General features: G+C 43.8%; 29 protein-coding genes and 1 pseudogene. 24 read left to right on the top strand and 6 right to left on the bottom strand.

Going from position 1 to position 26,341, the window contains the following annotated elements:
- Positions 1 to 18: 18 nt before the first annotated feature.
- From tlp to SB24_RS00755, 3 genes are all read left to right on the top strand, one after another.
- Positions 19 to 261 carry a small acid-soluble spore protein Tlp gene (tlp, locus tag SB24_RS00765; RefSeq protein WP_003153975.1) on the top strand — a complete coding sequence of 81 codons (243 nt, stop codon included), beginning with the start codon at positions 19 to 21 and terminating at the stop codon, positions 259 to 261.
- 86 nt (positions 262 to 347) lie between these two features.
- A complete protein-coding gene (locus SB24_RS00760) occupies positions 348 to 764 on the top strand; it encodes a YbgC/FadM family acyl-CoA thioesterase (RefSeq protein ID WP_039251395.1) in 417 nt (138 codons plus the stop codon).
- A gap of 15 nt (positions 765 to 779) precedes the next feature.
- Entirely contained in the window at positions 780 to 1,079 is a 300-nt protein-coding gene (locus tag SB24_RS00755; protein ID WP_007611759.1) for a hypothetical protein, read from the top strand.
- Positions 1,080 to 1,112: 33 nt separating this feature from the next.
- Here SB24_RS00755 and SB24_RS00750 read toward each other — a convergent pair whose 3' ends face one another.
- Both SB24_RS00750 and plsY read right to left on the bottom strand, forming a co-directional pair.
- Entirely contained in the window at positions 1,113 to 1,400 is a 288-nt protein-coding gene (locus tag SB24_RS00750) for a HesB/YadR/YfhF family protein (protein ID WP_007410318.1), read from the bottom strand.
- 88 nt (positions 1,401 to 1,488) lie between these two features.
- Positions 1,489 to 2,070 (bottom strand): glycerol-3-phosphate 1-O-acyltransferase PlsY, encoded by a 582-nt coding sequence (gene plsY, locus SB24_RS00745; RefSeq protein ID WP_007410317.1) that lies wholly within the window; start codon positions 2,068 to 2,070, stop codon positions 1,489 to 1,491.
- A gap of 151 nt (positions 2,071 to 2,221) precedes the next feature.
- Between plsY and SB24_RS00740 the strand changes: the two genes are divergently transcribed.
- The 3 genes from SB24_RS00740 (at position 2,222) to parC (ending at position 7,446) form a co-directional block, all read left to right on the top strand.
- Positions 2,222 to 2,629 carry a CoA-binding protein gene (locus SB24_RS00740; protein WP_007410316.1) on the top strand — a complete coding sequence of 136 codons (408 nt, stop codon included), beginning with the start codon at positions 2,222 to 2,224 and terminating at the stop codon, positions 2,627 to 2,629.
- A gap of 423 nt (positions 2,630 to 3,052) precedes the next feature.
- Positions 3,053 to 5,020: a DNA topoisomerase IV subunit B gene (gene parE, locus SB24_RS00735; protein ID WP_007611767.1), complete on the top strand. Its 1,968-nt coding sequence runs from the start codon at positions 3,053 to 3,055 to the stop codon at positions 5,018 to 5,020.
- Between the two features lie 2 nt (positions 5,021 to 5,022).
- Positions 5,023 to 7,446, top strand: coding sequence for a DNA topoisomerase IV subunit A (gene parC / locus SB24_RS00730; protein ID WP_039251392.1), 2,424 nt, complete (start codon positions 5,023 to 5,025; stop codon positions 7,444 to 7,446).
- 52 nt (positions 7,447 to 7,498) lie between these two features.
- On the opposite strand, the gene SB24_RS20470 is transcribed toward parC, so the two are convergent.
- Positions 7,499 to 7,624: a hypothetical protein gene (locus SB24_RS20470; RefSeq protein WP_003153957.1), complete on the bottom strand. Its 126-nt coding sequence runs from the start codon at positions 7,622 to 7,624 to the stop codon at positions 7,499 to 7,501.
- Between the two features lie 24 nt (positions 7,625 to 7,648).
- Positions 7,649 to 8,002 (bottom strand): hypothetical protein, encoded by a 354-nt coding sequence (locus SB24_RS00725; RefSeq protein ID WP_003153956.1) that lies wholly within the window; start codon positions 8,000 to 8,002, stop codon positions 7,649 to 7,651.
- A gap of 375 nt (positions 8,003 to 8,377) precedes the next feature.
- On the opposite strand from SB24_RS00725, the gene SB24_RS00720 reads away from it, so the two are divergent.
- The 13 genes and pseudogenes from SB24_RS00720 (at position 8,378) to SB24_RS00660 (ending at position 21,869) form a co-directional block, all read left to right on the top strand.
- Positions 8,378 to 9,796, top strand: a complete 1,419-nt coding sequence (locus tag SB24_RS00720; protein WP_033574809.1) for an alanine/glycine:cation symporter family protein — start codon at positions 8,378 to 8,380, stop codon at positions 9,794 to 9,796.
- Between the two features lie 201 nt (positions 9,797 to 9,997).
- Positions 9,998 to 10,954: a sugar kinase gene (locus SB24_RS00715; RefSeq protein WP_039251387.1), complete on the top strand. Its 957-nt coding sequence runs from the start codon at positions 9,998 to 10,000 to the stop codon at positions 10,952 to 10,954.
- A gap of 29 nt (positions 10,955 to 10,983) precedes the next feature.
- Complete coding sequence (locus SB24_RS00710; protein ID WP_039251385.1) at positions 10,984 to 12,003, top strand: zinc-binding alcohol dehydrogenase family protein; 1,020 nt, start codon at positions 10,984 to 10,986, stop codon at positions 12,001 to 12,003.
- Positions 12,004 to 12,016: 13 nt separating this feature from the next.
- Complete coding sequence (locus SB24_RS00705) at positions 12,017 to 12,652, top strand: bifunctional 2-keto-4-hydroxyglutarate aldolase/2-keto-3-deoxy-6-phosphogluconate aldolase (protein WP_014418028.1); 636 nt, start codon at positions 12,017 to 12,019, stop codon at positions 12,650 to 12,652.
- Position 12,653: 1 nt separating this feature from the next.
- Positions 12,654 to 13,730 (top strand): mannonate dehydratase, encoded by a 1,077-nt coding sequence (gene uxuA / locus SB24_RS00700; protein WP_039251383.1) that lies wholly within the window; start codon positions 12,654 to 12,656, stop codon positions 13,728 to 13,730.
- Positions 13,727 to 14,563: an SDR family oxidoreductase gene (locus tag SB24_RS00695; RefSeq protein ID WP_039251381.1), complete on the top strand. Its 837-nt coding sequence runs from the start codon at positions 13,727 to 13,729 to the stop codon at positions 14,561 to 14,563. Before uxuA ends, SB24_RS00695 begins: the two co-directional genes overlap by 4 nt.
- An 83-nt stretch (positions 14,564 to 14,646) precedes the next feature.
- Positions 14,647 to 15,648, top strand: a complete 1,002-nt coding sequence (locus SB24_RS00690) for a substrate-binding domain-containing protein (RefSeq protein WP_015417557.1) — start codon at positions 14,647 to 14,649, stop codon at positions 15,646 to 15,648.
- 77 nt (positions 15,649 to 15,725) lie between these two features.
- Positions 15,726 to 16,997: an MFS transporter gene (locus SB24_RS00685; protein ID WP_039251379.1), complete on the top strand. Its 1,272-nt coding sequence runs from the start codon at positions 15,726 to 15,728 to the stop codon at positions 16,995 to 16,997.
- A 118-nt stretch (positions 16,998 to 17,115) separates the two neighbouring features.
- Positions 17,116 to 17,931, top strand: coding sequence for a hypothetical protein (locus SB24_RS00680; protein WP_039251377.1), 816 nt, complete (start codon positions 17,116 to 17,118; stop codon positions 17,929 to 17,931).
- Positions 17,928 to 18,541 (top strand): annotated as a pseudogene (locus SB24_RS00675) (DUF4166 domain-containing protein). The gene SB24_RS00680 and the pseudogene SB24_RS00675 overlap by 4 nt, the downstream one beginning before the upstream one ends.
- Positions 18,535 to 20,163, top strand: a complete 1,629-nt coding sequence (locus tag SB24_RS00670) for a YndJ family protein (protein WP_039251376.1) — start codon at positions 18,535 to 18,537, stop codon at positions 20,161 to 20,163. Before SB24_RS00675 ends, SB24_RS00670 begins: the two are co-directional and overlap by 7 nt.
- Positions 20,164 to 20,270: 107 nt before the next feature.
- Positions 20,271 to 20,765 (top strand): MFS transporter, encoded by a 495-nt coding sequence (locus tag SB24_RS00665; protein ID WP_039251374.1) that lies wholly within the window; start codon positions 20,271 to 20,273, stop codon positions 20,763 to 20,765.
- A gap of 501 nt (positions 20,766 to 21,266) precedes the next feature.
- Positions 21,267 to 21,869 carry a hypothetical protein gene (locus tag SB24_RS00660; RefSeq protein WP_031379083.1) on the top strand — a complete coding sequence of 201 codons (603 nt, stop codon included), beginning with the start codon at positions 21,267 to 21,269 and terminating at the stop codon, positions 21,867 to 21,869.
- Positions 21,870 to 21,990: 121 nt separating this feature from the next.
- Here SB24_RS00660 and SB24_RS00655 read toward each other — a convergent pair whose 3' ends face one another.
- Positions 21,991 to 22,326, bottom strand: a complete 336-nt coding sequence (locus tag SB24_RS00655; RefSeq protein ID WP_031379082.1) for a YolC/YozM family protein — start codon at positions 22,324 to 22,326, stop codon at positions 21,991 to 21,993.
- A 265-nt stretch (positions 22,327 to 22,591) separates the two neighbouring features.
- Between SB24_RS00655 and comI the strand changes: the two genes are divergently transcribed.
- The 4 genes from comI to SB24_RS00645 all read left to right on the top strand — a co-directional run bounded on the left by comI (position 22,592) and on the right by SB24_RS00645 (position 24,784).
- Positions 22,592 to 22,735 carry a competence inhibitor ComI gene (gene comI / locus SB24_RS20615; protein ID WP_219622380.1) on the top strand — a complete coding sequence of 48 codons (144 nt, stop codon included), beginning with the start codon at positions 22,592 to 22,594 and terminating at the stop codon, positions 22,733 to 22,735.
- 363 nt (positions 22,736 to 23,098) lie between these two features.
- Positions 23,099 to 24,196, top strand: a complete 1,098-nt coding sequence (locus tag SB24_RS00650; protein WP_223255213.1) for a response regulator aspartate phosphatase — start codon at positions 23,099 to 23,101, stop codon at positions 24,194 to 24,196.
- A complete protein-coding gene (locus tag SB24_RS20120) occupies positions 24,193 to 24,333 on the top strand; it encodes a hypothetical protein (protein WP_172437931.1) in 141 nt (46 codons plus the stop codon). The genes SB24_RS00650 and SB24_RS20120 overlap by 4 nt, the downstream gene beginning before the upstream one ends.
- A gap of 172 nt (positions 24,334 to 24,505) precedes the next feature.
- Complete coding sequence (locus SB24_RS00645; protein WP_031379080.1) at positions 24,506 to 24,784, top strand: hypothetical protein; 279 nt, start codon at positions 24,506 to 24,508, stop codon at positions 24,782 to 24,784.
- 163 nt (positions 24,785 to 24,947) lie between these two features.
- On the opposite strand, the gene SB24_RS00640 is transcribed toward SB24_RS00645, so the two are convergent.
- Positions 24,948 to 25,613 carry a DUF2325 domain-containing protein gene (locus tag SB24_RS00640; RefSeq protein ID WP_031379079.1) on the bottom strand — a complete coding sequence of 222 codons (666 nt, stop codon included), beginning with the start codon at positions 25,611 to 25,613 and terminating at the stop codon, positions 24,948 to 24,950.
- 312 nt (positions 25,614 to 25,925) lie between these two features.
- On the opposite strand from SB24_RS00640, the gene SB24_RS00635 reads away from it, so the two are divergent.
- Complete coding sequence (locus SB24_RS00635) at positions 25,926 to 26,285, top strand: lactococcin 972 family bacteriocin (RefSeq protein ID WP_031379078.1); 360 nt, start codon at positions 25,926 to 25,928, stop codon at positions 26,283 to 26,285.
- The last annotated feature ends 56 nt before the right edge of the window (positions 26,286 to 26,341 follow it).

Genomic DNA, 26,341 nt, shown 5'->3' with positions numbered 1-26,341 from the left:
CAAAGGAGAGCAGACATTATGACAAACAATGATCAAAAACCAAATCCGGATGACCGTTCCGATAACGTTGAAAAGCTGCAGGATATGGTCCAGAATACAATTGAAAATATAGAAGAAGCCAAAGAATCAATGGAATTTGCGACAGATGAGGAAAAACAGCGCATTCAAGAGAAGAATGCCAGACGCAATGAAAGCATTGAATCGTTCCGCAGTGAAATCCAGGATGAATCGGCTGCAAGAGAAAACGGCTATCAATCATAATAAAAACCAGGGAAACCTGGTTTTTTTCTCTTTCCGGCTCGTTGTGATAAAATGGGGCTAATCTGATAATAAGGGAGCAGAGAACGTTGTATGTGTCAAAAAAAGAAATAGAAGTGCGTTATGCGGAAACAGATCAAATGGGCATCGTCTATCATGCCAATTACTTAGTCTGGATGGAGGTCGGCAGAACGGCGCTGATTAAGGAACTCGGATTCCTTTACAAGGATATGGAAGACAGAGGAGTGCTGTCCCCTGTATTGGATATCAGCATTTCTTATAAAAAGCCGCTCCGCTACGGAGAAACGGCTGTCGTACATACTTGGATTGAAGAATATAACGGATTTAAAACCGTTTACGGCTACCACATCTATAATCCGGATCAAGAACTTGCCATCAAAGCGACATCCTCTCATATATGCGTTGATAAAGAGAGCTTCAAACCGATTCAGTTTCGCAAGGCTTTTCCTGATTGGCATGCCGCTTACGAAAAGGCAAAAAAATAAGGAGCGGCTGCAGTTATGGCATTTGGAATTACGCGTAAGGAACTGGAAAGATGGAAGCGGGATGTATCGGAAGGGAAAATCGCTTTTTTAACGCATTACTGGCTGGACGACCGCTTTCCGGAGGCTAAGACAGTGACGAAGGCCGGTTCAAGCGATCTCAATAAACTGATCAGATGGGGAGCGGAGTACGGGCTGAAGCCGGAGTGGATTCACCATAAAAATGAATTTCCCCACTTTGACCTGCTCGGTGATACGCAAAGAAGCATATTAGAAAAAGAACGTCTGACTGATCATCTCAAAAGGTTCAGGCTGTAAAAAAAAGAACGCATCCGCTGCGTTCTTTTTTTCTTACACGTAATCAAATACCGGCTCTTCTGCCTGATCTGAATATGTGACTGACAAATCGTGATTATCAAAGTACCATAAGTCGCTTTCTTCAATAAAAAAGGTAATGCCTTCAACTTCCGTGCTGGTGCCGATGTTCATCGGCCGGTCTTTTAAAATGCCGAGAGAAAAGCCTTTCTGAACGTTGCTGCATCCCCCGTAACGGACAAAGAAACGGACATGGTCGCCTGTTTCCAGATCGAGCTCTTCTTTGTACCAATCCAGCGCGCCTTTCGTTACTTTCATGTTCATCCGGAACACTCCCTTTTTGTTTCTCATATAAAGAAATTATCTCTATTATAAACGCATATGGCATTTTGATGTCAAAATTGAAGTTTCATCAAAACCATTTGATCTTCGGTTCTGTTTTGTTTATAATCCGTTTGATGTTTGCCCTGTGTCTGTAGATAACAAACGCGGTCAAGAGCGTCACTACGACTAATAAATAAGGGTCTTTTACAAACAGACAGTAAATAATCGTATAAATCCCTGTTAACATTGAAGACAGAGAAACAAATTTCGTAAGGAATAAAAATACGAAAAATACTGCAACCATCGTAACGAATAACAGCGGAGCATAAAACAGCAGGACGCCCCCTGATGTGGCTACGGCTTTGCCTCCCTTAAACTTTGCGAACACGGGGAATACATGGCCGATTACTGCTGCCACCCCTGCGAGAAGAGGATGAATGGGGACGTGCAGTAAATATGGGAGCGCCGCGGCCAAGGTGCCTTTTAAAATATCGGCTGCGATGACAACAGATCCCGCTTTAACGCCAAGCGTGCGAAAAGCATTTGTAGCGCCCAAATTGCCGCTTCCGTGTTCTCTAATATCGATCCCTTTCGCAAGTTTGCCTACGATTAAACCTGACGGGATGCTGCCTATTACATAGGCCAAAATAATCAATAAAGCAATCAACATCTACATTTCTCCTTTTCAATGTCCCTTCACTCTATTTTAACACGAGTTGTTACCGTCTGATGACAAGTTTTTTGAGAATTAAGCTGACAAATCGCTTTTTTTGATTCCGGCGAAGCGGTCATGTACAATATATCAAAAGGAGATGGTAAAGATGCAAAATCCTTCAAAATCAGAGATTAAAGAAATTCTGGACCGTAGCAAACGGATCGCAGTCGTCGGGCTGTCAGACCGTCCCGACCGGACTTCTTACATGGTTTCCAAAGCGATGCAGGATGAAGGGTATGAAATTATTCCCGTCAATCCAACGATTGATGAGGCGCTTGGCGTTAAAGCCGTCGCTTCATTAAAAGACGTGGAGGGACCGATTGATATCGTGAATGTGTTCAGACGCTCTGAGCAGCTTCCCGGCGTCGCTGAAGAATTTTTACAGACGGACGCTCCCGTTTTTTGGGCGCAGCAGGGCCTTGCAAATGAAGAAGCGTATCGCATGATTACAGACAAAGGACGGACGGCTGTTATGGATTTATGTATAAAAGTCGCCCGCGCTGTTATAAAATAGGAACAAAAAAAGCAAAAATCCTTGGCAAATCAGGGGTTTTTGCTTTTTTATTGATAGAATACTCTTTGCGTATGATGATGAAACAGATACAATAAAGCATGAACAGCTTTTTTAGAAACCCCTTTATACAGGGGTTTACAGTCTGTTTGCGATGGCCGGCATAAAGCTATATAATAGAAAGCGAACTCATGTTCTTATTCGCTGAAAAGGGCACCAGAAAGATGAAAAGCCGTTCGAATGTATGTCTTGCGGCCTAAAAAACGAGCCATTCGCTTAAATATGTTGCGAAATCAAGCATATTGGTTATAATTGTGAGTCCGAGGAGAATTGGACCGAAGCTTGCGCATACTGAAAAACAAAGACATGAAAACATTTAAAAAAGAAAATGATTAAGAGCAGGTTTTTTGAAAGGGGTTTGTACGTTTGGCTAGAAAACAGCAATTTGATTACAACGAAGATGCCATACAGGTGCTTGAAGGCCTGGAAGCCGTCAGAAAACGACCGGGAATGTACATCGGTTCGACGGACGCACGCGGCCTGCACCATCTGGTATATGAGATCGTCGACAATTCCGTCGATGAAGTTCTTGCCGGCTACGGAGATCATATTATCGTAACGATACATAAGGACAACAGCATCTCTGTACAGGACAGAGGACGCGGAATGCCGACCGGGATGCATAAGCTAGGAAAGCCGACGCCGGAAGTTATTTTCACCGTGCTGCATGCCGGGGGGAAATTCGGACAGGGCGGCTATAAAACAAGCGGCGGTCTGCATGGTGTCGGCGCATCTGTCGTAAACGCATTATCGGAGTGGCTGACGGTTACTATTGAGCGTGACGGATATGTGTATAAACAGCGGTTTGAAAACGGCGGCAAGCCCGTGACTTCACTTGAAAAAATCGGTACGACCAAAAAAACGGGAACGCTTACCCATTTTAAACCTGATCCGTCAATGTTCAGCGCAACGGTTTATAATTTTGACACGCTGTCAGAACGTCTGCGCGAATCGGCTTTCTTGTTAAAAGGTTTGAAAATAGAATTAATAGATGAACGGAACGGCGTAAAGGAAGTATTTTATTATGAGAACGGAATTGAAGCATTTGTCGCTTATCTAAACGAGGAAAAAGACGCTTTATGCGAAGTGGTTTCCTTTGAAGGCGAGCATCATGACATTGAAGTCGATTTCGCGTTTCAGTTTAATGACGGGTATTCAGAAAATATGCTGTCATTCGTTAATAACGTCAGAACAAAGGACGGCGGCACCCACGAATCAGGAGCCAAAACGGCAATGACAAGGGCGTTTAACGAGTATGCGCGAAAGGTCGCCCTTTTAAAAGAGAAAGACAAGAACCTTGAAGGCGCCGATATCAGGGAAGGTTTGTCCGCAATTATTTCCGTGCGTATCCCGGAGGAACTGCTGCAATTTGAAGGACAGACGAAAGGGAAGCTTGGCACAAGTGAGGCGAGATCCGCCGCGGATGCCGTCATTTCCGAGAATCTTGCTTATTTCCTGGAAGAAAACCGCGATACAGCAACCCTGCTTGTCAAAAAAGCGATTAAAGCAAGCCAGGCCCGTGAAGCGGCCCGTAAAGCGAGAGAAGAAGCGAGAAGCGGCAAAAAACGCAAAAAATCAGAAGCGACGCTGAGCGGAAAACTCACACCGGCCGGTTCCAGAAATCCGGCGAAGAATGAATTGTATCTTGTGGAGGGAGACTCTGCGGGAGGTTCTGCAAAACAGGGAAGAGACCGGAAGTTCCAAGCCGTGCTGCCCCTTCGCGGAAAGGTCATCAACACAGAGAAAGCAAAGCTTGCAGACATCTTCAAAAATGAAGAAATCAATACGATTATTCATGCGATCGGAGGCGGTGTCGGCGCAGATTTTGAGATAGACGACATCAATTATGACAAGATCATCATCATGACGGACGCGGATACCGACGGCGCGCACATTCAAGTCTTGCTGTTAACATTTTTCTACCGCTATATGAAACCTTTAATCGAGCACGGAAAAGTCTTCATCGCCCTTCCGCCTCTTTACAAAGTGAGCAAAGGAAGCGGTAAGAAAGAGATTATTGAATATGCTTGGTCCGACGAAGAAATGGACGGCGTTTTAAAGAAAGTCGGCAAAGGGTATACCATCCAGCGCTATAAAGGTCTGGGAGAAATGAACGCAGACCAGCTCTGGGAAACGACGATGAATCCCGAATCGCGAACGCTCGTCAGAGTCAAGATCGACGATGCGGCACGGGTAGAGCGCCGTGTAACGACATTAATGGGAGACAAAGTAGAACCGAGAAGAAAATGGATTGAAAAAAATGTTGCCTTCGGATTAGATGAGGAAAGCAATATTTTAGAAAATGAAAACTTGTCGGTCGCTGAGGAGGTTTAATAGTGGCACAGCCAGAATTATTTCATGATTTACCGTTAGAAGAAGTAATCGGCGACCGTTTCGGACGCTATAGTAAATACATTATTCAAGACAGGGCGCTGCCTGATGCTCGTGACGGTTTAAAGCCGGTGCAGCGGAGAATTTTATACGCCATGCACGCAGACGGAAATACTTTCGATAAAAATTTCCGTAAAGCGGCGAAAACGGTCGGAAACGTTATCGGTAATTATCATCCGCACGGTGACAGCTCCGTTTATGAAGCGATGGTGCGGATGAGCCAGGATTGGAAAGTGCGGAATGTCCTGATTGAGATGCACGGCAACAATGGAAGCATTGACGGTGATCCGCCGGCTGCCATGCGTTATACGGAAGCGAGATTATCTTCTATCGCATCAGAGCTTTTGCGTGACATTGATAAAAATACGGTTGAATTCGTTCCGAACTTTGATGACACTAGTAAAGAACCGGTTGTTTTGCCCGCCATGTTCCCTAACTTGCTTGTCAACGGATCAACCGGGATTTCAGCGGGCTATGCGACTGATATTCCCCCTCATCATCTGGGTGAGGTCATTGATGCCGTCATTAAACGGATTGAATCTCCGGATTGCACCGTCGATGACTTGATGCAGGTGATTAAAGGGCCTGACTTTCCGACAGGAGGCATTATTCAAGGAGTCGACGGCATTCGGAAGGCTTATGAAACCGGGAAAGGCAAAATTATTATCCGCGGCAAGGCTGAAGTGGAATCCGTAAGAGGCGGACGGGAGCAGATCGTCATTACAGAAATTCCGTTTGAAGTAAACAAAGCCAATCTCGTAAAGAAAATGGACGAATACCGCATAGACAAAAAAGTCGAAGGCATTTCTGAAGTCCGGGATGAAACTGACCGCACGGGGCTTCGGGTGGTCGTTGAGTTAAAGAAAGAAGCCGATGCAAAAGGCATTTTGAATTTCTTATATAAAAACACTGATCTGCAGACAACTTATAACTTTAATATGGTCGCCATACATAACCGCCGGCCGATGCTGATGAGTCTTACGGCCATCCTGGATGCGTATATTTCCCACCAGAAGGAAGTGGTGACAAACCGCTCCGTCTTTGAATTGCAAAAAGCAAAAGAGCGGCACCACATCGTTGAAGGACTGATGAAGGCACTGTCTGTGTTAGATGAGGTCATAGCCGTCATCCGGGCAAGCAGCGACAAGAAAGATGCGAAACAAAACTTAATGTCTAAATTCACATTTACGGAGCCGCAGGCCGAAGCGATCGTATCCTTGCAGCTGTATCGTCTGACAAACACGGATATTACGGCGCTAAAAGAGGAAGCGGAAGAGCTCAGCAAGAAAATTCAGGAGCTCGAAGCCATTTTAAGTCATGATAAAAAGCTGTTAAAAGTCATTACAAGCAACCTGAAAAAATTGAAAAAGACCTATGCTGACAGCAGACGGTCTGTCATTGAAGAAAAGATTGAGGAAATTAAAATCAATCTTGAAGTCATGGTAGCCTCTGAGGACGTATATGTGACAGTCACAAAAGACGGCTATGTAAAACGAACAAGTCAGCGGTCATTTGCCGCTTCTAACGGCCAGGATTTCGGTATGAAGGATACTGACAGGCTGATTCACCAATTTGAAATGAATACAACGGATGTTCTCCTGCTCTTTACCAATAAGGGAAGCTATGTTTATTGTCCGGTTCACCAGCTTCCCGATATCAGGTGGAAAGACATGGGGCAGCACGTAACGAACATCATCACGATTGACCGTGATGAAACCATCGTGAAAGCTATACCGGTAAAAGAATTTGATCCATCATCATATTTATTGTTTATGACGAAAAACGGCATGGTGAAAAGAACTGAAATGACGCATTACAAAGCGCAGCGTTACTCGAAAGCGCTTGTTGCCCTTAACCTTAAAGGGGACGACGAGCTGATTGATGTTCATGTCACAGACGGCGGCAGCCAGCTGTTTATCGCCACCCGCCTCGGGTACGGTTTATGGTTCGGTGAAGATGAAGTAAATGTAGTCGGTGCCCGTGCGGCCGGCGTAAAGGGCATAAATGTAAAAGACGGTGATACCGTCGTATCAGGACAAATCCTGCATGAGACAGATTCGCTTGTCCTTGTCACACAGCGGGGAGCAATCAAGCGGATGAACCTATCTGAATTCGAAAAAACATCCAGGGCGAAGCGCGGTGTCATCATGCTGCGTGAGCTTAAAAAGAACCCGCATCGCGCAGTCGGCGTATTCGCGTGCGCTTTAGCCGACATGATCGCTGCGGAAACAGAAAAAGGCGAGAGAATCGAAATCGCCGTGAAGTCCTTGCGGGCGAATGACCGATACAGCAACGGTTCCTTCTTTACCGATGAAGATGAGACAGGGCCGGTAACAGATGTATGGCGTATCCCCGCGTCTGATGTTTAAGAGTAAAAATAAAATAAAAAAACCTCCGCTCATTGAGCGGAGGTTTTACTATTTAGCTTTCATGGCTGCCGAATAAGTCAGTGATAGCGTGAATGACTTCGATTCCCTGCCATACAAATAAATTCAGTGCAGTGAATGAAAACAACCCTAAAATCACCATTCGTAAGATAAACAACATGTTTAACAACCTCCTCATTTTATGTTACATAGATAGGCGATGTTGAACATGAAGCTCATCGAAATACGAGGACTGATAAAATTTAGCGATTAAAAAGCTTTTCTTTCGCTGTCTTCTCCGGGAAGCGGGGCGTCTCCTGTCTGATATCACGATCAGTGAGACAGAAGCGGCAAAAAGCGCCGTCAAGATATATGAGCCCGTCAGCGATTTTTTCTCATCATCAGCATTTTGGCCGGCCTTCATTTCGTGCATTTCCTGCTGGTCGGCTACCGCTTTAAAATGATGAGCAGTATCGAACGCATGGGGAATGGAGAGCAAATGAAAGCTTGCAATCGCTAAAAATAAAATAGAAGCTTTTAAAAACAAGATTTTTTTCAAATGTTCTCCCCCCTTCATAAGTCTGAATATTTTTATTATAATACCCTAATTTAAATGTAAAGTAAACATATTTATTAAATTTAAAAAATTATTATCCTGGTTAAGTATATACCATTCCATCCATCTTTTCATCTCTTTTTTCTTAAAGACCTATTTGTTATGATATGCACGCATTCCTTATGACGTGACAACATTTTTCGGGCTGTAAGATAAAAAACGGGGCATGACAGCAAAAGACGTATGAAGAAACCGAAACATTTTCTTAAAAAAACTTCTCAACCACTGTTGTTGTGATATAATAATACTCGTTGTGTTAAAAGATCTAACATATGCAGCAAAAATGACAGTAAAAGATATGTAAAAGGGAGGTTAAACATGGAGGCTTTCATCAGTGAAATCATAAATGTTCCAAATGATTTTATTTGGAAGTATCTTGTTTATATTTTAGTCGGGATCGGATTGTACTTTACGTTCCGTTTTCGCTTTATTCAATTCCAATACTTTATTGAAATGTTCAGAATCGTCGGGGAGAAGCCGCAAGGAAATAAAGGAGTGTCTTCAATGCAGGCATTCTTTATCTCGGCCGCTTCTCGTGTCGGAACCGGAAACTTGACCGGCGTCGCGCTGGCGATTGCAACAGGCGGTCCCGGCGCAGTATTTTGGATGTGGATCGTAGCGATTGTCGGTATGGCTTCCAGCTTTGTGGAAAGCACCTTGGCGCAGCTGTATAAAGTGCGTTCCGGTGACGAATTCCGCGGCGGTCCGGCATATTACATGGCAAAGGGACTGGGCGCCCGCTGGCTCGGTATTTTATTCGCGGTATTGATTACCGTTTCTTTCGGACTTATCTTTAACGCCGTGCAGTCAAATACGATTTCTGTGGCGTTTGACGAAGCATTCCATGTGAATAAAACAGTTATCGCAATCATTTTAGCTGTATTAACGGCTTTCATTATATTCGGCGGTCTGAAACGTGTTGTTTCCGTTTCGCAATTAATCGTTCCGGTCATGGCGGGTATGTATATTCTGATCGCGCTGTATGTCGTGATTGTAAATATTACAGCGGTACCTGAGCTGTTTGCTGCGATTGTGAAAAATGCGTTCGGTCTTGAACAGATCGTCGGCGGAAGCTTAGGAAGCATCATTATTATCGGTGCGCAGCGCGGCCTGTTTTCAAACGAAGCGGGTATGGGAAGCGCGCCGAATGCCGCAGCGGCTGCACATGTGTCGCATCCGGCTAAGCAGGGATTAATTCAGACGCTCGGCGTGTTTTTTGATACATTTATTGTTTGTACATCGACTGCCTTTATCATTTTATTGTACAGCTTTACGCCTAAAGGCGACGGCATCCAAGTGACACAAGCCGCATTGCAGCACCACCTCGGCGGATGGGCGCCGACATTTATTGCGATTGCGATGTTTTTATTCGCATTCAGCTCTGTCGTCGGCAACTATTACTATGGTGAAACGAATATTGAATTTATTAAAACAAGCAAAACATGGCTTAATATTTACCGCGTATTCGTTGTAGTGATGGTGGTGTACGGATGTTTGGCTGACTTCCAGATCGTCTGGGACATGGCAAACTTGTTTATGGGACTCTTGGCTCTCATTAACTTAGTGGCAATCTTACTGCTGAGTAATGTAGCCTACAAGATCTATAAGGATTATGCCGCTCAGCGCAAAAAAGGTCTTGATCCCGTATTCAAAGCCGAGAACACCCCGGAGCTCAAGCATATTGAAACATGGGCGGAAGAAGAAGGTACAAGCCCCGAACGTAAGACTGCTAACTGAGGAAACATGCATACAATTTTCAAAAACCCCTTACATTTTGTTGTGAGGGGTTTTTTATGTGAAAAATCGGGTTATTTTTACTGAAAACAGATTTTTTTGAATTTATTGTATTTTTATCTTGCACGTGTAAGGGTTTTCATATAAAGTTTTACTAAACCGGTTTACCAAACCGAGTTAGTCTTAAAAGAAAGGAGTATTGATGTGGCTTCTGATTATGGCATTTTTACGATCGGTGACGCGATGATCACCTTAAATCCCGCAAGCACAGGACCTTTGCGTTTTGTTACCCATTTTGAACGAAAAGCAGGAGGAGCTGAACTGAATTTTGCGATTGCATGCGCCAGATTGAATCTGCACTCAAAGTGGGTCAGCAGACTGGGGAAGGATGAGTTCGGCAGAGTGATTTATCAGTTTGCCAAAGGAGAAGGAATTGATGTGACTGACGTCTCCTATGTTGAAGGCTTTCCTACATCTTTAAATGTCAAAGAGATCAGAAATGACGGTTCAGGCAAGACGTTTTATTATCGTTTCAATTCACCAATTCTGACTCTTGCACCGGAAGATATAACAGAGAATATGTTTGACGGCATTCACATCGTTCATCTTACCGGTGTGTTCCTCGCGCTTGATAAGAAAAATCTTGAAATTGCTGAAAGGGTGCTTTCCCTCGCCAAAGCAAGGGGGATTCCCGTATCTTTTGATCCGAATATCAGGCTGAAGCTGTGGACAATCGAGGAGGCGCGTGCGGCATTTCATCAAATCTTTCCGCATACTGATATTCTTCTGGCGGGCCGGGACGAAATAAAACAGCTGACAGGTATAGGGGAAAATGAAGCATTAGCCCGGTTTGCAGAGACCTATTCAATCAGTCAGCTTGTCATAAAGAACGGTGAAGCAGGTTCTGCGCTGTATCATGATCATAAGTGGGTTCACAAAGAGGCTTTCCAGGTTGCGCCTGTTGACACGGTAGGAGCGGGTGACGGCTTTAATGCCGGCTACCTGTACAGTTATCTGCATGGTTTTGAACCGGAAAAACGTCTGGAGTTTGCAAATGCAGTCGGTGCGCTCGTCACCACAGTTTCCGGTGATAATGAAGGGCTTCCCTATCTAGAAGAGGTTCTGTCATTTGTAAACAAAGAGACTGTGATTGAACGGTAGCAAGCACAACTTAAAAAGCGGGTGGAAAAATGAAAGCGGTTCAAGTACGGAAAGCATTTGATCTGGTGGTGACGGAATGTGAGAAACCGTCTGTTGTCCACGCGGATGATGTTCTTGTCAAGGTGAAGCGGGTCGGAATTTGCGGATCAGATTTGCATATTTATCATGGGACAAATCCGTTAGCGTCTTTGCCGAGAGTAATCGGACATGAAGTCACAGGGGAAGTCGCAAAGACCGGTTCTCATGTTCGGCGTTTCAAGCCGGGTGACCGGGTAGTGGTTGAACCGATATCTTATTGCGGAACATGCTACGCCTGCCGGAAAGGACGTCCGAACGTCTGCAAAGCGCTTTCGGTGTTCGGCGTTCATGAAGATGGCGGGATGCGGGAATATATCGTGGTTCCGGAAAAGCAGCTGCATGCCGTTTCGCCCGATCTGCCCTGGGAGGAAGCGGTCATGGCAGAACCATATACGATCGGCGCCCAGGCCGTTTGGAGAGGCCGTGTCGAGAAGGAAGATACCGTTTTGATTCAGGGAGCGGGACCGATCGGAATCTGCATATTAAAAATGGCAAAGTTCAAAGGCGCTTCCGTCATGATAACCGACTTGAATGATGAACGCTTGGCATTCGCTGAAAAAAACGGTGCGGACGTTACCGTCAACGCGCAAAAAGAAGATCCCGTTTTGCGGGTGAACGAATGGACAAAAAATGAAGGCGCCAATGTCATCATTGATGCCGTCTGTCTCCCCTCAACGTTTGAAACGTCCATTGACGCGGTGTCTCCGGCCGGTCATGTGGTTGTGCTTGGTTTTGATGAGAGGACTGCCGGCATTTCTCAGCTTCCGATCACAAAAAAGGAAGTCACGATAACCGGTTCAAGATTGCAGACGAATCAGTTTCCGTACATTACAGACTTACTGAATAAAGGCATGTTAACGCACGGCGGTCTTATTACACATACATTTTCAGCAGATGACGTCCATCAAGCATTTCAGTTGATCGAACAGCACCCGGGCAAGGCGGGAAAAGCAATCATTACGTTTGATTAAAGGAGGAGCGAGAATGCTGCCTAAGTACGCCATTTACGAAAAACTTCTGCATGCACAAGTAGTGGCTGTCATAAGGGGACAAAACAGCCAAGAGGCGCTTGAAGTTTCAAGAGCGGCCATTTCAGGAGGTATCAGCGCCATTGAGCTTACATACACAACTCCTGAAGTGGAAGATGTCTTTAAGGAACTCCGGCATCAAGATATTCTTCTTGGAGCCGGCTCTGTAATGGATACAGAAACGGCGAGACACGCCATTTTATCAGGCGCCTCATTTATCGTCAGCTCTCATTTTGTAAAAGAGATAGCATCTCTATGCAACCAGTACAGCGTACCGTATCTTCCGGGATGCATGAGCGTGTCTGATATGGCTTTGGCGCTCGAAGCCGGATGTGATGTGGTAAAGCTGTTCCCCGCTAATTCGTTTGACCCTTCATTTATCAAGTCGGTCAACGGTCCTCTGCCGAATGTCCGCATTATGCCGACCGGGGGTATCTCATTAAACAGCATGAATGACTGGCTCTCTGCCGGAGCGGTCGCGGTCGGTGTGGGAAGCGACTTGACAAAAGCATATCAAAAGGGCGGCTATGAAGCTGCCGTATCCCTCAGCAAAGAATACGTCTGCCGAAAAAACGAATATACGGGGGTGTAACATGAATATCACGTTTCGCTGGTACGGCCAAGGTAATGATACGGTGACTCTTGAACATGTCAGACAAATTCCCGGGGTCAAAGGCATCGTCTGGGCTCTTCACCAGAAGCCCGCGGGCGATGTATGGGAAAAGGAGGACATTGAAGCGGAAGTCAGATTCATTCAATCCTATGGGTTTCATGCAGAGGTCGTGGAAAGCGTGAATGTTCATGAAGCCATTAAACTCGGTCATGAAGAACGCGGACAATATATTGAGCACTATAAACAGACCATTCGCAATCTGTCCGAATTCGGCGTGAAAGTCATCTGTTACAATTTCATGCCGATATTTGACTGGACGCGTACCGATATGTTCCGCGCGCTGGAGGATGGGTCAACCGCTTTGTTTTTTGAAAAAGCGAAAGTGGAAAGTCTCCCTCCGGAGGAACTCATCCGCACGGTTGAAGAATCTTCTGATTTGACGCTTCCCGGGTGGGAGCCGGAGAAAATGACCCGGATCAAGGAACTGTTTGAGGCCTATCAAACGGTTGATGAAAAACAGCTTTGGGCCAATCTAGAATTCTTTTTACATGAAATCCTTCCTGTAGCGGAGGAACACGGCATTCAAATGGCCATTCATCCGGATGATCCGCCCTGGTCAATTTTTGGCCTGCCCCGTATTATCACCGGTGAGAAAAGTTATGAAAAGCTGCGAGAGATTTCAGATTCACCCGCCAACTGTATTACGTTGTGCACGGGTTCGATGGGAGCGGATCCCGCCAATGATATGGTGAAGATCGCCAAACACTATGCGGGAGCTGCGCCGTTTGCCCATATACGAAATGTGAAAATCTGCGATAACGGTGATTTTACGGAAACTTCGCATCTTACCAGTGATGGGTCCATTGATATTACCGGTGTGGTAAAAGAATTGCACGGCCAAGGCTACAAAGGATATGTACGGCCTGATCACGGCCGTCATATCTGGGGCGAACAATGCCGGCCGGGCTATGGTTTATATGATCGTGCCTTAGGAATTATGTACTTGAGCGGACTGTGGGATGCATTCTCGTCTCATGAGAAAGAGGTGAAGGGATGAGACCGATTCATGAACGTTTATCAGGAAGAACCGCTGTCATAACAGGCGGGAGCGGTGTTCTCTGTTCAGCAATGGCAAAGGAGCTTTCACGGCAGGGGATGAAAATTGCGATCGTCAGCCGGAATGCTGATAAAGCAGAGCGTGCGGCGGCCGAGATTGCTGATGCTGGAGGAACCGCGGTTTCTGTACCGGCTGATGTTTCAGCCCGTGATTCGCTCGAAAAGGCAAAAGACGAGATTATCAGCCGGTTCGGTTCTGTCAATCTTTTAATTAACGGAGCCGGGGGAAACCACCCTGATGCGATCACTGCCAGCGAGACGTATGAAGAGGATGAGCAGGGCACATCATTTTTTGATATGGACGAAACGGGGTTTTCCAGCGTATTTTCAACCAACTTTACCGGTGCATTTCTGGCATCGCAAGTGTTTGGAAAAGACCTTTTGAAGGCGGAATGTCCCGCGATTATTAATATTTCTTCTATGAGTGCGTATACACCGATGACAAAGGTGCCCGCCTACAGCGCGGCCAAGGCGGCGATTCAGAATTTTACGATGTGGATGGCTGTTCATTTCGCAAAAAAAGGGCTGCGGGTGAATGCCATCGCTCCGGGTTTCTTTTTGACAGCGCAAAACCGTGGGTTGTTATTACAGGAAGATGGAAGTCTGACAGACCGATCCAATAAGATTATGGCACATACACCGATGAAACGTTTCGGGAAACCGGAAGACCTTCTGGGAACGCTCCTGTGGCTTTCGGATGATTCATGCTCAGGCTTTGTCACCGGGGTCACCGTTCCCGTCGACGGAGGTTTTATGGCTTATTCCGGAGTGTGACAGAATCCATGTCCCTGTCAGATTGTAAACCATTTACTTCTGACTTATACTAGTGAAAAATGAAGACAGACGGGGATGAGTCTATGAAAACCATTACAATTTCTGATGTGGCGAAATATGCAAACGTATCTAAAAGCACCGTATCTCAATTTTTAAATCAGCGCTATGACTATATGAGCGAGAAAACGAAACAAAAAATAGAAGCGGCCATTCAAGAGCTGAACTATCAGCCGAATTTCGTCGCCCGCAGCTTAAAACAGAAATCAACATTTACAGTAGGTGTGGTGGTGGCTAATATTCTTCACACTTTTTCCACTCAGGTCATCAGGGCGGTGGAAGACTATTTTCATGAACAAGGATTTCATATTATTGTCTGCAATGCGGATGATGAACCGGAAAAAGAAAAGAAATATATTGAAATGCTGCGGGCTAAGCAGGTGGACGGAATTATTATTTTTCCGACGGGCGAAAATCTCTCTTTATATGAAAAGATGAAACGTGATACGTTTCCGATCGTGTTTATGGACAGAACCATTGAAGAACTCGGGATTCCGACAGTGATGCTTGATAACCATCATGCAGCCGGTCTTGCCGTTGACCGGTTTATCGAGAGCGGCATTAAGAGAATTGCGATTATTACGACGTCCATTATTCGGGAAATCAGTCCGAGGGTAGAAAGGATTGAAGGGTATAAGAAGGCGCTTGACCGCCACGGAATGATGGTGCGGGACGAATATATCAAAACAGCCGATGCGGCTGATATTTCCAATGTTTTGTCAGAGCTGTTCTCACTTGAGGAGCCTCCGAAAGGGATATTGGCGGCAAACGATATCGTTCTTGTTGAGGTGCTGAAGTATATGAAGGAGCATGATATGGCAATTCCGGATAAGGCAGCCGTCATCGGAATTGATGAAGTTCCTTTTGCTGGTTTTTTTACTCCTCCAATTACGACGATCGTCCAGCCTGCGGCAGAAATGGCGCGAAAAGCGGGAAGCCTTCTTCTTCGTCAGATACAAGAAAAAGATGGCGGTGAAAAACGGATTCACCGCTATAAACCGGCGCTGCTCGCAAGGCAATCCGGATAACCGGTTTCATTGCATAAATCGGTTTACTCCGGCAATTTAAATGTCTGAATATTGCGAAATGAGAGGGGGATTTTTTTATGTTCTCAAAAGATAGATTCCCTATTATTCTTCTTTTATTTTCAGCCGGGGTGATTAACTATTTAGACCGCTCAGCGCTGTCTATTGCAGCGCCGTTCATACAGCAGGATCTCACATTGTCGGCAACCCAAATGGGGCTGATTTTCAGCAGTTTTTCTGTCGGATACGCTGTGTTTAACTTTCTCGGCGGTGTTGCATCTGACCGGTATGGGGCTAAATTGACATTGTGTACGGCGATGATCGTTTGGTCTCTTTTCAGCGGAGCGGTTGCGCTTGCTTTCGGATTTGTAAGTCTATTGATTATCCGTGTTTTATTCGGTATGGGAGAGGGGCCGCTGTCGGCTGCCATAAGCAAAATGGTCAACAATTGGTTTCCTCCGTCTCAGCGCGCCACGGTCATTGGCCTGACAAACAGCGGCACGCCGCTCGGCGGGGCGATCTCCGGCCCGATTGTCGGGATGATTGCTGTGGCGTTCAGCTGGAAAGTTTCCTTTGTCCTGATCATGTTCATCGGTTTAGTCTGGGCGGTCATCTGGTTTAAATTTGTCAAAGAACGGCCGGCGCCGACGGAAGACGCCCCGGCAATGAAAGCGGAGATTCAACCGCATGAGCAGCATATCCCGATGACCTTTTATTTGAAACAAAAAACGGTTCTCTTCACGGCTTTTGCCTTTTTCGCTTACAATTACATCTTATTTTTCTTCTTAACATGGTTTCCGAGCTATCTGGTGAAAGAACGCGGTTTAAGTGTTGAATTTATGAGCGTGGTGACTGTTATTCCCTGGATTCTTGGATTTATCGGTTTGGCGGCAGGCGGAATGATTTCTGATTATGTATTCAAAAAAACCGCCGGAAAAGGAGTTTTGTTCTCACGGAAAGTCATTCTTGTCACTTGTTTGTTCGCTTCCGCTGTACTGATCGGATTTGCCGGACTTGTTACCACTACCGTAAGTGCCGTTATTCTCGTTGCTTTATCAGTCTTCTTTTTATATATAACGGGCTCTATCTATTGGGCGGTGATTCATGATGTGGTTGATCAAAGGAATGTCGGGTCAGTCGGCGGCTTTATGCATTTTCTTGCAAACACGGCCGGTATTATCGGGCCTGCTTTAACCGGCTTTATCGCGGACAAAAGCGGATCATTCTCCGGGTCGTTTTTGCTTGCAGGCGGATTAGCCGTTTTGGCCTCGGCTGCGGTAATCCGTTTCGTGCGCCCGATTATCATTCAAACCGCTTCTGAAGATAATAAAGACACGATACCTTATTCATAAGTCATCAAAGCCACTGAGGCTGTCCTGCCGATAACGGGATGGCCTTTTCGTTCTGCCGCTTGATCTGTTCCTATGATAATATAGGAATTGTTTACAAAAGAAGGGAAGAGGAGGGGGCATGAAACAGAAGCCGATATATGTCGAAATCAATATTGCATCTGATATAGAAACGCTTTGGGAATATACGCAAAACCCGCATCTTCATAAGGAATGGGATCTGCGGTTTTCTGACATTACATATCTTCATAGGCTGCCAGATGAACCGCAGAGATTTCTATATGAAACACGAATCGGTTTTGGGCTGAAGGTATCCGGCACGGGCGAATCAATAGGTGACATAAGGCTTCGCTCGTCAGAAAGAGTGTCTTCGCTCGCTTTTGCCTCTGATCATCCGCTGTCACTTATAAAAGAAGGCAGGGGCTACTGGAAGTATATAGAGCGGGATAACGGACAAACCGCATTTTTGACTCAATATCAATATGAAACGGCCCGCGGTCTGCCGGGAAGTTGGATAGACCGGTTTTTATTTCGTCCTCTGCTAAGCTGGGCTACCGCATGGAGCTTTGATGCGTTGCGGCTTTGGATAGAACAAAACAGACATCCGAAGATATCAGTCCGTTTCGGGTTTGTCTATGTCTTTATGTGTCTCGTATTCAGTCTGTATTGGTTTTTTCAAGGCTTTCATGATGGCTGTGCCGATGCAGAGATCGTGAGGGGAGCGCTGGAGACAGGGTTAGGGGTATTATGGCTGCTTCCCATGCGGAGAAAGTGGCTGATTCACACCGGGCAGTCAGTCTTCTTTTGTGTAACGGCACTGCTATATTCGGGCGGCGGATTCTTGATCTCATTAGGAGTACTTACAATAGCCGGCATGATTCTTAAGCTCAAGCTGCCGAGCGCCTGGCATACAAAACGAAAGAGAGAAGTGAAATGACGGATTCAATGTATGAAAAAGCGATTACTCATTATCAATCACTGCACTGCACCCGATGCTGCAGAAACGGTACAGATTTGACGGATCACGCACGTTTTGCGGAGAAGGAATTATGTCAGAAATAAAGGGAGGTTCTTTTCTTGTCAGAATGCTTTTAAAGACAGGTGTTTTTTTCAGATGTTTTTTCTCAGAGAGGGGAAACGATATCCCTTTCACTATCGAAAACAAAAACAGGCAAAATGGCGTGGAATGGAATCGTACCTTTTTCTTTAAAAGCAAAACGCGTTTTTTTGATGCCGTCATGGAATATGATGAGCGGGAAAACAGAATTCTTGATTACTTCGGCAAACCCCGCATCCTACTGTCTGAACTGCATTTAGAAGCGTCTTCAGACGGAGGGCTTGTTATTACATCCGGAAGGCAGTGGCTCCTGATAGTCGGAAAGAAAATCCCGCTTCCGGCATGGCTGTGCGGCAGTTCAACCGTTTATGAGGCTTATGATGAGGAAATGAATTGCTTCAGCATAAAGGTTCATGTGAAAAACCGGATACTCGGCACGCTTTTCTCTTACCGGGGGACTTTCCGTGAAACAGAGGGGGAAACATGCTGAAGCGTCATCTCATGGTAAGCGTGATTTGCTTTTTGGGATTTGCGGCGGCTGAAGCTCCGCATATATCAGCTGCTGAGACGTTTGTTTTATTTTCCGTACTTTTTTTCGTTCCCGCTGTATTCGATTTTGCTTTTCGGCCGTCAAAGACCTTAGAGAATGTGTTATTACGGAGTTATCCTGTTGCCGCTTTATGTGCGGTGCTTGCGCTTGTCACAGACTTCAGTTTTTTTGCCGTTGTGTGGCTCATTTATACGCTTGGGCTGGCACTGTATGCTGCCCGGCGGCTGATGAAAACAAATATTCACAGAACAGAAGAGATGTCTGTTATGGCGGGTTTCATTTATTTGGCCGGGGGCGGATTCTGGTTCTTCGCATATGTCCTTGAGATTCCCGTTATGAATTTCGGTCCGCTTATCGTTCTGCTGACGGCGGTGCACTTTCACTATTCCGCTTTTCTCATTCCGATCTTTAACGGATTGCTCGGCAGGATCATACGGGAGAAACGGGTTCTTTACAGATGGAGCACGGTCATTATTTTGATTTCGCCGATCCTTATTGCCTTGGGGATTACATTTTCAAAAACACTTGATGTGATTGCTGTCGCTCTGTATCTGGCGGGTCTGTATGTAAATGCATATCTCGTCTTTACGGTGCCGTTTGTTACGAAAACAGGCAGGATCTTGATCAGGAGTTCTTCGGCTGTGTTAATGATCACAATTGCTTTTTCTTTGATATATTCGTACGGTGTCTACCGCGAGGAGGCAATGCTCACGATCAGCCAGATGATTTGGATTCACGGGGCCGTCAATGCATTCGGCGTTATCCTTCCGGCTTTGGCGGGGTGGAGGTTGGAAAATCCGAGACCGTTTGATGAGGGCAGCGAAAGAACGTTCAGCCGTATTTACGGGAAGAGAACGATAGGCAAAGACTTTTTGACTGATATTCATGCAGCAAATGACATCCATTATACCGGCCTTCTGGATCAGATGAGAGAACTGCATTCTGAAGACTTTTCAACTGAAAAACTGGCGCCGGCCGTTAATTCCTTTTATGAAGAGACAATTGATTATGACATCATGGCAAAAGTGACGTGGAGCGGATGGTTTCGTCCGTTCGCGCGCGTGTACGAGCCGTTCAGCAGAAGAGCGGGGCAGATTCACCTGTCCATGAATCCGGATTGGTATATTATGCACAGTGATATTATAGGAGTTGACTCTGACAAAGACAGCAGAAAAAATGTCCGTGCGTGGATCAGAACAAATGAAAAGCAGGAAACCGTTTTTACTGCGCTGTATTCAGCGTACAGGGCAAAAGGGGAAGGATACATGAATATCTCTCTTCCGCTGCCGTACGGCCAAATGACGGGCATTTTAAAGCCTTATGCGCGTAAGCAGAATCTTGTTTTGACAAGCAGACGGCGAAAAAGCGGAGCGGGTGATGAAGGGATTTATCTGCAGACGAAATGGGGGACGTGTCATCTTCCGCTGGCAGAGACATTTCTTATTTCAGCCCAGAGCGAAACAAGCCTGAAGGCCGTTCATCATATGTGGCTGTTCGGACTGAAATTTTTAACTGTGCATTATCGGATCACTCATGCTTCCGCAGGTAACCGAAGCAAATAACTAGCTGCAGCGCCGTCTGTTCATCAGGCGGCTTTTTCTCATCTACATGGGTTATATTCACCATTTTATTTACGAGCTATTTTGCGGCGGATGACACGAAAGGAGCCATGCGCTGGATCTCATTTATTCTCGTGTTAGCTCAGCTGTCAGGGATGAGCCTGAGCGGTTATGTTGTCAGTGAATGGGGATGGCACTCGGCATTTTGGATTGGGAGCGGCCTCGGTCTTTGCCTGTCTTTCATGATTCGCGAAATGAAAACGACCGCTATGATTCCGCACGCACTGGCTCTGCTGGTGATGGAAACGTTTTTTAATAGGTTTTCACTCGGCATTATCTTTCCTGTGCTGCTTGGAATGTCGATTGAGTCTGTTCCGGCGGGCATGAGAGCAACATCGATGGGGCATATCAGGCGCTTTATGCACTCGGTATTTTCGGAACCTTGGTTGCGGGATTTTTTAATGATTGGCTGGGCTCAGAGCCGGATTTTATTTCGCGGCAGTGCTCTGGCTGGCGGCTGTCATACTTGCTCATATGTGGGGAGCCGATGCAAAAACTCGTCGGAAAAGTGCAGGGAAGATGCGGCAAAGTATTACCAGACATGATTTTTTTATATGCTTGCCTAAAGAAATGATCTCATTGCGAATAAATTTCCCTTCCGTCTCAATAACTAAAGTATACTTAGTTATTGAGACGATAATTCATTCCGTCAAATCACATTACCAAGCACATTGATACATAGATTATAAAATTAAAAACAAGCATTTACAGGAGAGAATACCTCTCAAGATAAATAATTAATGGATTAATTGTTGTATTTTGGATAATTATAGGGTAAATTGGTAGTGGAAGAACAAACATAAGGAGGGGTGATTTGATGATAAAGCTTAATTCAAGAAACGCAACATGAGTCCAATGGCATCTTTGACAAAATTCTGACTCTAACAGTTCGTAGCTGGCCCGTAATAGGGCACAGGAAGAAACTCTCCTAAAAATAACTGGCCTCAAACATTTAGACACCACGAAATAGCTATCAAGCTTAAAATCTAACTTCATCAATAAGAACAAACATAAATAACCCGAAAATGGAAGGAGTATGTTTAAATATGAAGGTGCATTTTAAGTTCTGGTCAATTGCGTTTGTTTTAAGTATTGTTCTTTATGGAATTATCGGGACAGGCCAAGCACATGCCGCCCAAAAAGACAATGCAACCACAGATATTACACTCGATGCTAAGAAAGAAGAGGTAGCTTCTCAAATAAAAATCTATAATGAAGAAAATAATCAGATTCATCCTTACACGTTGAAGGAATTAAAAGATATGATCAAGCTACAGGAAGAAATGCCGTTGGATGGCTCATTTCATGTTTTATATTCAACATATACAAGCAAAGCCTTTAGTTTCAAATATAACTTTTCAATTGGTGGAGGAACATACGGGAAAGCATTTAAAAACCCTGGTACTTTGTTGATTACCCCGCAAGGGACTGCGAAAAAGTTCTCGGTAGCAGTAAAGTATGACAATGGGAAAGGTGGAGTAGGGGGCCAAGCAGGGAAAGTATCATTACCCGGCGGATGGACAGGCCAGATTCATATGAACTGGACTCATTTGAAAAGAGGAAAAAGCTATCACTTTAACTTTATTAATGACAGCAGCAGTGATGTAACTGTGAAAATTAAGGAAGTAATTGTGTGGTATAACTGGTAAAGAAGAGCAGGCCCTAAAAGGGCCTGCTTTAATTATAGCAGGCTAATAAGCTTCACAGGAAACCTCTGAATACAAAAAAAGAAACCCTTTTGCCTTGTCGGGTTTCGGAACACACAGTTTTTTATTGCTTTGTATCATTTAAATATTTTTGATGTTCCTTTTCCAAGACTTTTCTATCCTCTTTAATAACTTCGATTTTGTATTTCTCTTTTACGTCTTCAGACAAATTGTCATTTAAATATTCTCGCAGCTTCGTCTCGCTTTTGGTTTTATCCATTCCAATTGAAATAACCGGATCTGTTTCTCCGATTCCGTAGCTGACCAATCCGAATTTCTCCCAAGCATTGTCTAACACTTCATCTGGTGTTTTTTGATTACCGTTTACTGCATATAGAGCAATACTAAACATGAATAAAGAAGAGGCTACAACCAAGATTCCAACTACTGTTTTTTTCATCTGTTCCTCCTTTTTCTTGAAAAGTAAATATATCTCTCTTAATCCAAAGTATATCATAGGTTATTTTGATGGCAAAGTCACACCGTACCTCAAAATGTTAAAGAACTGAAACGGTGGGGCGAAGAAGTTGCTATAATAGAAGAAAGAGTACAAAGTCATACGTTGTTTTTTTATTCAATTCAGATAAAGTGGAGTTAGCAATAGATCGGCTTTTCGTAGTGGCGTTCGGCTCACCTCCATATCTGGAAAGAAGGGAGGTGAGAATATGGCAGTAGAAAGCGCACTTGGATTGATGTTTCAATTCGGAATCCTCATTGTAGGGATTCTAACGCTTGCCTATAGTTTCTCAAACAAAAAAAGTAAGAACGCCCCAGACTCCTACATCTTGGCGTTCCCACTCATAAACTAGACTTTTGGAAAAAAGCCGACTCCCTTACAGGAGCTATTCTATTGCCGATCGGAGATGTTACCAGCATCTTCGATCTTTTTTATTGTATGCTCTTTCTGTGTATTATATTCACAATATCATCAGAAAGGAGAAATATAATCATGTAATGCTTATTGAATCTATACTGATTGTATCTTTTCGTTGACCGAAAATCAACCGCAAAGATGTGAAGAATACGTTTCCATTAATTAGAATTGTGATAAAATATTAGGTAATGACAAATGAATATGACGCACATCTGATTGGGACTTCTGAAAAAGATTATGAAATAGTACGCATAATCCAAAATCAAAATTCTGAATATTTAAAGAAAGGATGAGGAAGGTGGAAACCAAAAAGATAGAGTTTGAAAAGGTTGCCCAAAGTCTTAATGAATGGTATACAGTTATCAAGCAAAACAATATCCCTAAAGCAACAGCAATGAGGGGAAAAATTGTTAAAGCATTACCTGACATGGAAGAAAATCAGAATGTGTTGCTGTACTTCAATCTCATAGATTCACGATTTAAACTCATGACTGAAAACTATAGGGAATCAGGTCATCTACTTGGAAAAGCAGATTATGAAACATGTACAGATGACATGATTCAATATTATTTTTATCTCTTTAATGGCCTGTATAACTTCTATCAGAAGGATTTTATCGAAGCAATTAACTTTTACAAAATCGCTGAAAGCAGACTCAGCAAAGTACCCGACGAAATAGAGAGGGCAGAATTCCATTATCAAACTGCGATTGCCTACTATGAAATTCGCCAGAACTTTTTCTCGCTCAACCATGCTGAAAAAGCGCTAGAAAGTTTCAGAGCAGTCGATAATTACACCAATCGTGTAATCAAATGCACCATGCTCTTTGCCATGAATAAAGTTGACCTACAGCAATGGGAGCAAGCGATCAGTTTGTATAAAAACGCAATACATATCGCTCAAAAAGTTAAAGACGGGCTTTCAGAAGGTTTAGGGCATTTTAATCTAGGTGTATGCTATGAAAGACAGGAACGCCTTGAATTAGCCAAGGAAAGCTTTTTAAGGGCTTTGGATATTCCTGAACATTGCGATTCCGTCTATTCCATTCGCTCAATGTACATGTTGAGTCGTGTTTTTTACAAATTAGGATCAATTGAATCAGCGCGGGTATGGAGAAGTAAAGCACTTGCATATGCTGATAATGTAAACGAAGAAGTATACAGGGCAAAATTGAACCTCATATACTTTGTATACGATGCGACTGATCATGAGTCCTTTGATTTGAATATGAATGTACTGAAGGGGAAAAACTTGTGGTCGGATGTCGCTGACCTGTCTCTAAATGCAGCATTGTATTACAAAAAGCAGGAAAACGCTGATCTGTCATCTAAATACTTTGAGGAAGCTTGTACTGCTAAGGATCAAATAATAAAGTTTACGGAGGCGTTGTCATGAAAAAACGTACTGTTTTAATTACTGCTGCTATTCTCGGACTGCTTCTTGTGTCAGGAAATGATTATGGGACAAAAGAAAACGGATGGCTCGGCATATCAAACGGTTTCCAAACAGCCGAAAATGGAGCACTGGGATAAGAAGAAAAACGGATAAAAAGATCGCTGATAAAAGTATTTTAAGCCGGCCAAAGTGCCGGTTTTTTAATGAGAGAATGTCAGCTGCCAACCTTTATGTTAAAAGCCTTAATTAAGGGCTTATTTTTTGGACACTGATGAGTGAAAACTGCGAACATGAAAGGAGAGCTTATATATGAGTGCATCTAAAGAGCTTTATGCTTCTATGGGATGGAGTGAGCCGAAAAAGAAAGAAGACCCAATTTTTAAAGTCGGCCAACGGTTTACAATAAATTACGGATTTCAAAAAAACCTGAAAGGCACTTGGGAAATCATAAATGTCAGTGACTCTCCACACTATGAATGTGTTAAAATTTTAAAAAACGGCAAGCTTTCAAAAGAAGAAAACTTAAACTGCAAAAGACACTTTTATGTATCATTCATAAAACAAGCACTCGAACATTCAAAACTTTAAACAAGCATAAGAGGAGAGAAAAACAATGATTCAAGAACAAAGGTACATTAAACGAGTTATATGGTGAGGGAAAATACGAGTTTGAATACATCGCACAAGGCAAAGATGCTTGTTTATGCTTGGTATCAGCTCAAAATCGATTTGAGCTAGTTCGGCTGCATAATCAAAAGGCGGAAATACAAGTTAGCATAGATGCCAAATTCAATCCTGAGAAAATCAGGACAGATATCAAGTTAGTTATTGTTTTCACTCCATATGTTTTTGATTGCCTAAAAGGGACGTTGTACTCTTTACAATATTTATTTGCTTGTTGGCTTCCTGCATGTCTTTCAGTGAAAGGCGTAATAACTATAACAGCATCACTTTTCCTTACAGCAGAACTAATCTTCACTCCACTTTCATCACCTCTTAATAACTGATGATTGATGCCAGCTGAACCGAATAATTTTTTTAATTTTTCCTGTGTTTCGGTTGCGCCTTCAAGATCCCGAATTACGGTTTCTGGAATAAACAAAGAGGGGCGTGACTCTGAAAGTGATTGAAGTTCTCCGCCAACTGCTTTTCTTTGAAATTCATAAAGTGATTGGTTAACTATTTCATCTTTTTCATTAGTTGAGCTTTGATCGTTTTCGACAGATAATGTTTCCTCGACAGTCTGACTCTCAGGATCAGGGTCTTTATTTTCTAACGGCTGAATCCTTTGTAATATATCAAGCAACTCTAATCTTTCCTCAATCATTTGTTTTGATTGGGAAGAGTTATGCTTGTCTAACTCTTCAGCTATGCATTTCACTTCACTTTGAACAAAATTAAAGAGTTCCTTATACATAAAAGCACCTCAGTTTATGATTATACTTATATCATATAGGAAGTTGATTTAACCCTCAAATAGCTATAAGACACGGTTTGGGAAGAGGAGGAGGTTTTGGGCTATTACGATTAAACCTCTTGTATTCTATCAGTACATGTTAACAAGAATTATGAGTCTATCAAGCTCTGATTTGTCCATTATCTATATCCATTTTCCGAATAAATGCAAATATATTGTAAGATTATTAAGATTCTCATTGTAAACACTTTCTTAATATGGTAATTTTGATTTGTAATACCAAATAAACCCTAATTGGAAGGAGAGATTTCATTGAAAAAGAAGGTTCTTGCTTCAATTGTATTAGGTATAGGTTTACTAGGAGGACAAGCTGCTTTTGCCAGTCAGTCGAACGATGTCAATCATGGGGAAGTTAATCTGGACGAATCAAGAGATTTAATGAGCGCCATGAAGCTTGATAAATCAACACCGGGCGGCGGTACTTGGTATCATGGCTTCGAAAAAGGCCGAGTTCATTCCAATTACAATCATAAGAAAAAGACTCACAAATCGAGTGCTGCAGCTGGAGCAAGATTCTATGAAACTCAATGGAATACAAAAGATGAAGGGTATACTTACGCTTCTGTATATGAAACCCTTTTCGGAAACAAGGCTTTTTGGGATACAAAATAAAGCAAAGTGATTTTAAATTTTTCTTCCGGTGTGGTCAAACTTGAATACAAGTCAGC

Origin of the sequence: Bacillus sp. Pc3 (assembly GCF_000815145.1) — a bacterium.
GTDB classification, from domain to species: domain Bacteria; phylum Bacillota; class Bacilli; order Bacillales; family Bacillaceae; genus Bacillus; species Bacillus velezensis.
This window is presented reverse-complemented; position numbering and strand designations above follow the sequence as displayed.